Origin of the sequence: Synechococcus sp. H60.2 (genome assembly GCF_047462315.1) — a bacterium.
GTDB lineage: Bacteria > Cyanobacteriota > Cyanobacteriia > Thermostichales > Thermostichaceae > Thermostichus.
Genome location: NZ_JANSIZ010000040.1, coordinates 21,501 through 28,392, shown reverse-complemented (window position 1 = coordinate 28,392; position 6,892 = coordinate 21,501). Strand labels below are relative to the sequence as shown.

Here is a 6,892-nt window from a genome sequence, read left to right as displayed (position 1 = left end):
GGCAGAAGAAGAGACAAAAGCTCTGCTGCCAAGCGGGTGAGGAAACCCCACCCGCCTACGCGGTGGGGTAGTTCATTCCAAATCTCTCCTTAGATCGCATTAGATCGCAGCGCAGAAAGCTGCTCAGGATCTTGACCAAGGTGCTTTTGCCGGCTCCATTTCCCCCAGCAGACCGTGCATCGTGACTGCCTCCACCCGCAAAGACACATCGCGGTTTGCCTGTACCGCCCCAAAGTGCTTGTGGATGTGGAGCAGCTCCACCTTCATCCCGTTTATGCTAACCTGCCTCCGAGACCCAAAATCCCGAAGAATACAGTTGCTAAAGTTGCAAGCGCCAGTGCTACGATAGCGTCAGCTCGCCGTCAGGCGTTGGCTACGGACGAGTTCAGCGTCGATCTGTGGTTCGCCCTGCTCCTCTGCTTCGCCCTTCTCCCCTGCCACCCATCTCAGATAGTAACCGCCTTAAAATCTTCTCAGGCAGCGCCAATCCAGCCCTAGCCCAGGAAGTAGCCCGTTACTTGGGCCTGGATCTGGGCCCGATGCTGCGCAAGCGCTTTGCCGATGGTGAGCTGTACATCCAAATCCAGGAGTCGATTCGCGGCGCCGATGTCTACCTGGTGCAGCCCACCTGCCGCCCGGTCAACGATCACCTGATGGAGCTGCTGGTGATCATCGATGCCTGCCGCCGCGCCTCGGCCCGCCAGATCACTGCCGTCTTGCCCTACTACGGCTACGCCCGCGCCGACCGCAAAACCGCCGGACGGGAAGCCATTACCGCCAAGCTGGTGGCCAATATGATCACCCAGGCAGGGGCACACCGGGTGCTGGCCATGGATCTGCACTCGGCCCAGATCCAGGGCTACTTCGACATTCCCCTCGACCACGTCTACGGCCAGCCGGTACTGCAGGCTTACCTCAAAGAAAAAGGCCTACTTGACGAAGATATTGTGGTCGTCTCTCCCGATGTGGGAGGGGTAGCGCGGGCACGTGCCTTTGCCAAAAAACTCAAGGAAGCTCCGCTGGCCATCATTGACAAGCGTCGCCAGGCCCACAACGACGTGGAAGTCATGAACCTCATTGGCGATGTGCGCGGTAAAATCGCCATCCTCGTAGATGACATGATTGACACGGCAGGCACCATCTCGGAAGGGGCGAAGCTGCTGCGCAAGTCGGGAGCCAAGGCGGTCTATGCCTGCGCCATCCACCCTGTCTTTTCCGATCCGGCCATCGAACGCCTGCAGGGCGGTCTGTTTGAAGAGGTGATCGTCACCAACACCATCCCCATTCCTCCAGAGCGGCATTTTCCAGGCTTGACCGTCCTCTCGGTGGCGAACGTGCTGGGAGAGGCGATCTGGCGCATTCACGAAGACAGCTCCGTCAGCAGCATGTTTCACTAAGGTTTCTCCAGAGCATCGCTAAAGTATAGATAGTGGGTGCGGAACGGGCGTACCTAGCGGGGATCCTTTGCTTTTTGCCCTGTGAAGACCAACTCAACAGGTGCCCCCCATCTATCGTGATGGACTGGGTAGAGCTAACTTCCCAGCCGAGTTTTTCCCATGTCGCCTCCCATTTCTAGGTCACCAAGATCCGCTGTGAACAGTTTTGTTGCCGGACAGGCCGCCGCTAGGGAAGAGCCGTCCCTTCAAACTGAACTGAAGACGGAGTCCGCTGCAGCGCTGTACCCGCTGTTGCAATTGCTGGGGCAACTGCTGAACGTCCCCTTGGTCTATCTAGAACTGGCCCAGCCGGGATCCGATCCCGACTCGCCTACAAAAGGGATCCTCTACCGCGACCCCCAGCGGATCCCTGGCAACGAGCCGCTCAGCCCCCCCGAATCTTGGCCCTTTCATGAAGCTTTTCCCCTGCTGGATGAGGGCGGGAGGTGGCTGGCGACACTTCACCTGCTGGGGGAGTGCCCTCGCCCACTGAGTCTCCCCGAACGGGGACAGATCAACCTCATCGCCCTCAGCCTGCGACACATCCTGCTCCAGGCCCAGGAGCAGCAAAAAGCCCTCGCGGAACTTCGGGCGCAACTGCAGCACAGCCGCAGCACTGCCGCCCGCTACCAACAGATCTTCGAGAACGCTGTCGAAGGTATTTTTCAAACGACTCCAGAAGGGAAATATCTAGTGGCCAACCCGGCTCTGGCCCATATTTTTGGCTACGAATCCCCAGAAGATTTGATGCGCCACGTCTCCGATATCGGCTCTCAGATCTACGGCGACCCGGAGCAGCGATCTGAGTTCGTACAGCGCATGCTGAAGGAAGGCCAGGTCGTGCAGGCCGAGCAGCAGGTGTGCCGCAAGGACGGCAAAAAAATCTGGATTTCTTTAAACGCCCGCACCCTGTACAACGAGCAGGGGGAGCCCCTCTATTTTGAAGGGTTTGTTACCGATATCACGGCCTCCCGCCAGCTTAAAGAACGGCAACAGCAACTGGAGGAAGCCCGCAGAGAGAGCGAGCATCGTTTTTTGCAACTGGCTAAGAACAGCCAGCAACTGTTTTGGATTTCAACGCTTTGCGGCAAAGAGCTGATTTACGTCAGCCCCGCCTGTGAAGCCATTTGGGGCCTTTCCCCTGCAGAGGCCTACGCCAATCCCCAGGCCTGGATGCGCCACATTCACCCTGACGATCGCTGGCTGTTCCCCGCCATTTTTCAAGCCCAACTTCAGGGCCAACCCACCGATGTGGTTTTTCGCCTCTGCCGCCCCGATGGCTGCATCCTCTGGCTGCGGGAACGCACCTTTCCCATCCTCGACAAAGAGGGCAAACTCTACCGGGTGGCAGGGATCGTCGAAGACATCACCGAGTCCAAGCAACTGGAAGCCGAACGTCGTCGTATAGAGCAAGCCTGGCAACAGAGCGCCAACCATTTCCGGCAGATCTTTGAGCTGGCTCCCAACGGCATTGCCCTGGTGGATTTGCAGGGGCGATTTATCCAGGTCAACGAGGCCTTTGCCCAGATCGTCGGCTACACCCCCGAAGAGTTGCAGCGTCGGCAACAACTGGACATCCTCCACCCCGACGATGTCAACCAACTGCTGGCGGCCAACGAGGCCCTCTTGACACGCAAAGTCTCCATCAGCCAGCGGCAGATTCGTTACATCCACCGTTCCGGCCAGGTTGTCCATGTGCTGTTCCAGGCCACCCTGCTTACCGATGAAGCCGGCCAGCCCACCCAGTTTCTCAACCAGGTGATCGACATCAGCGCCCGTGTCGAGGCAGAAATCGCCCTCAGAGAAAGCGAAGAACGCTTCCGCCAATCCTTTGAGTGGTCCCCGATTGCCAAGGCCATGACCCACCTGGATGGTACCTATTTTCAAATCAACGCCGCCTTCACCGAAACCCTAGGCTACACCCTAGAAGATCTCAAAGGCAAAACCGTCCTCGACATCACCCATCCTGACGACATTGCCGCCACCCTGGAGAGCACCAACCGCCTACTGGCCGGCGAGGTGCACCACTGCGAACAGGAACAGCGCTACATCCACAAGAACGGGCAAATCGTCTACGCCCTTCTCCGCATCACCCTGGTGCGCACCGCCCAAGGGGATCCCAGCTACTTTCTCAGCCAAATCCTGGACATCACCGAGCGCAAGCAAGCGGAGGCGGCCCTGCGCCAAAGCGAGCTGAGCTTGCGGGGCATCTTCGAGCAGTCGGCCCTGGGCATTTCCATTGTCAACCGACAAGGCCGTTACCTCAAGGTGAACCCCGCCCTGGAAGAGATCCTTGGCTACAGCGCTGCCGAATTGGTCAGCAGGAGTTTCTGCGACCTCACCCACCCGGACGATATCGAGGAAGATTGGCGACTCTTCCAGGAAGTTGTGAACGGCCAACGGGATCGCTACCACCTGGAAAAACGTTACATCCACCGCAGCGGCAAGGTGGTTTGGTGCCGCCTGGCGGTCTCGGCAGTGCGGGATCCCGAAGGCAAAAACCTCTTCGTTATTGGCATTTGCGAAGATATTACTGAAGAAAGACAGGCGAAGCTGCAGATCCAGGCAGCCCTGCAAGAAAAAGAGATTCTGCTGCGGGAGATCCACCACCGTGTCAAAAATAACCTGCAGATCATCTCCAGCTTGCTGCGGCTCCAGGCGGATCAAATCAAAAGCCACAAGTATGCCCGCGTTTTTAAGGACGCCGGCAGCCGCATTCAGGCGATGTCTTTGATCCACGAGGGCCTGTACCCGTCCAACAACCTGGCTGCTGTGGATTTGAAGCAGTACCTCCACAATTTAATCTCCAATCTCTTCCGCTCCTACGGCGTGAACCCCGAGATCATTCGCGCCAGCATCCGCGCCGAAGGGATCCGCCTCAACCTCGACGACGCAGTTTTGTGTGGCCTGATCATCAATGAGCTGGTCACCAACAGCCTCAAATACGCCTTCCCCAAAGGCCGCAGTGGTCAGATCGACGTCCACTTTAAGCAAACCCGTACCCATACTCAGTTGCGCGTCTCTGACAACGGCATTGGTCTGCCCCGCAACTTCGATTTCAAGGAAACTCAATCTTTAGGTTTACAACTGGTTGCGACCCTCACCGATCAGCTCCAGGGCAAGATAGAATTGAGAAACAAGTCGGGTACCACTTTCATCATCACCTTTCCAAGGAGCCAGCCTTGAAGAAAGTTCCCATGCTTGCCAAAGGCAGCATTCTGGTTGTCGAAGACGAGAAGATCATCGCCAAGGATATTGCCAACGTCCTGAAAAAATTTGGCTATGCGGTGCCGGCCATCGCGTCCTCTGGCGAAGAAGCAATCCGACGGCTGGAGGAAATGTCGGTGGACTTGGTCTTGATGGACATCGTCTTGAAGGGAGATATCGATGGCATCGAAGCCGCCAAGCGAATCGGCGAGCGCTTCAACATTCCGGTGGTGCACCTGACGGCCTACGCTGATGAGGACACTCTTTCGCGCGTCAAGGAGACGCAGCCCTTTGGCTACATCATCAAACCTTTCAAAGAGCGGGAGCTCTACACCGCCATCGAAATTGCCCTGCACAACCACCGCCAGAGCCTAGAGAGCCGCAGGCTGGAGGAGAAAAGGCTGGAGGAGCTGCGACAAAAGCTGCAGCAGTTGCAGCAGTTTGCAGAGGTCAAGGGCACTTTGTTCAAGAAATTCTTGCAAGATCTGAGTGAGCTCCTCTCGAAGCTCAAGTTTGCCCTAGGCCTGCTCAAAGAGGCAGAGTCGGAGCAGAAGTGGCAGTACTACCTGCGGGTGCTGGAGGAAGAGTTTCACCGCGAGCTGGAACTGATTCATCAGACCTCTAACCTGGAAGATTTGCTAAACCTAGAAAATGTCGGGCTGTTGAGTCAGTTTAGCTTGTTGCGGCCCCAGGAGCCCAGCCGGAGTCGCCTGCTGGAAGAGGAGAAACCGGCGGCCATAGCTACGGCTACCCTCTCCGAGCCCCCCCCAGCGGTGGCCAATCCCGCTCCCCTGCCCAGCCCTGTCGCTGCCGAGGAGGCGATTACAGTGCCGCGGGTAACACTGCGCCCCCTCAACCAGACTCAGCTAGCAGAGCGGTTGGGGGTAGTGGTCTCCGCCATCACCTACTGGAAGTTCAAGAGTGGGTTTCCCGAGTGGAGCCGCAGCCGGGATCCCGACGGCATTTCTTGGCGCTACTCGCCCGACTCCAAGCGCTTTTCGCCCGTGCCTTAGCTAGCGCTGCACCACTTCCACCCGCACCGGCGCCAGCCCAGAGCGCACCATCCCCAGGGCCTCTGCTGCCCGTAGGGAGAGGTCGATAATCCGACCGGGGATGAAGGGGCCGCGATCGCTGATGCGCACGACGGCCTGACGCCCGTTACTCAGGTTGGTGACCCGCACCTCGGTACCGAAGGGCAGAGTGGGGTGGGCAGCCGTCATCTCATGGCGGGTGGGGTGTAGGTTATACCAGGAGGCGATCCCTTCCTGCACAGGCCCGACGGTACGGACAGGGGCAGGTTTTGGTTGAGCGGCTGTTTCTGGCTTAGGGCCTACAACAGTGGCCTTGGCGGCGAGAGCAGCCGGTTGAGGTAGGGCCGGAGCCGAAATGGGGGGCGCATCCAGCAGCAGACGGCGCAGACGATTGGCAGCCAAAACTGCTGTATCCACCGGGCGTTGGTTATCTGGCAGCAGGACTCCCTCGTCGATGCGCAGCAATTCCTCGCCGTTGACCTGAACTGCGTAGAGGGGATCCCCGGATTGGGGCTCTGCCCAAGCCAGGGTAATGGTCGTGTCCTTCAGGGATCCCTGGGCCATTTGGTTGAGCCGGGCCACCAGAGTGCTGGCCCGCAGCAGCGGCGACTCCAACCCGGGTTGCTCGACAAAGCTGACAACAGGTAGATCCCGAACGTAGACGGTGACCACCTGCCGCCCATCCATCTGGTAGTCGTAGAGGGTGGAGATGGGCTGTCTGGTTTGCTGCTGTTGTTCGCCGATCTTGAGGGTGGGTTCTTCTGTTGGCCGCGAAGGGATCGCCTGGCGAGATAGGAGGAGAGACTCCGAGTCCTGCGAGTGCAAGGTGCCGAGTTTGGCCGGCAGGGGAGCGTTGGGTTGGGAAGGGGAGACAAGGTCGGTTGCCGGGGAGAGCGAGTGGGCTTTGGGGGATGGCTGGGTTGCTCTGGCGCTGGGGGATCCGCTGCGAGTTGAGGCTTGTGCCTGCGAGTTTGGGCTGCCCAACATGCCTGCCGGCAAGCTGAGAGCCGTAACACAGAGACAGCCGACTAAGCCCACTTGGCGGGCGGGAGCCAGTCCCTGTCCAAGCCGCTTCCAATTTCGCATGAGGCCGCGCTCCTCTCGAAACTCCTGTACAACATCCAATGCGACAGTAAAACAGAAGTTAATGTACCATAGGTTTCTAAGTTGACAAGCTTGCCCGGTCGAGGGCAAAAGCCTAAGTTCCGTCAGCACAAG

5 protein-coding genes are annotated in these 6,892 nt (G+C 58.5%); 3 read left to right on the top strand and 2 right to left on the bottom strand.

Annotated features, from left to right (window positions below):
• Positions 1 to 123: 123 nt before the first annotated feature.
• Positions 124 to 267 carry a hypothetical protein gene (locus NW845_RS07920; RefSeq protein ID WP_414365112.1) on the bottom strand — a complete coding sequence of 48 codons (144 nt, stop codon included), beginning with the start codon at positions 265 to 267 and terminating at the stop codon, positions 124 to 126.
• Between the two features lie 131 nt (positions 268 to 398).
• Here NW845_RS07920 and NW845_RS07915 point away from each other — a divergent pair, with 131 nt between their 5' ends.
• The 3 genes from NW845_RS07915 (at position 399) to NW845_RS07905 (ending at position 5,656) form a co-directional block, all read left to right on the top strand.
• On the top strand, positions 399 to 1,397 hold the full coding sequence (locus tag NW845_RS07915) for a ribose-phosphate pyrophosphokinase (protein ID WP_414378005.1): 999 nt from the start codon (positions 399 to 401) through the stop codon (positions 1,395 to 1,397).
• A gap of 195 nt (positions 1,398 to 1,592) precedes the next feature.
• Complete coding sequence (locus tag NW845_RS07910) at positions 1,593 to 4,622, top strand: PAS domain S-box protein (protein ID WP_414378003.1); 3,030 nt, start codon at positions 1,593 to 1,595, stop codon at positions 4,620 to 4,622.
• A gap of 11 nt (positions 4,623 to 4,633) precedes the next feature.
• Complete coding sequence (locus tag NW845_RS07905) at positions 4,634 to 5,656, top strand: response regulator (RefSeq protein ID WP_414371619.1); 1,023 nt, start codon at positions 4,634 to 4,636, stop codon at positions 5,654 to 5,656.
• Here NW845_RS07905 and NW845_RS07900 read toward each other — a convergent pair whose 3' ends face one another.
• Positions 5,657 to 6,760 (bottom strand): septal ring lytic transglycosylase RlpA family protein, encoded by a 1,104-nt coding sequence (locus NW845_RS07900; RefSeq protein WP_414378001.1) that lies wholly within the window; start codon positions 6,758 to 6,760, stop codon positions 5,657 to 5,659.
• Between the last annotated feature and the right edge of the window lie 132 nt (positions 6,761 to 6,892).

What these genes read in the sequence shown, in the direction of transcription:
- NW845_RS07905 (WP_414371619.1), top strand. Translation starts at nt 4,634, where the DNA reads ATGCTTGCCAAAGGCAGCATTCTGGTTGTCGAAGACGAGAAGATCATC.
- NW845_RS07900 (WP_414378001.1), bottom strand. Translation starts at nt 6,760, where the DNA reads ATGCGAAATTGGAAGCGGCTTGGACAGGGACTGGCTCCCGCCCGCCAA.
- NW845_RS07920 (WP_414365112.1), bottom strand. Translation starts at nt 267, where the DNA reads ATGAAGGTGGAGCTGCTCCACATCCACAAGCACTTTGGGGCGGTACAG.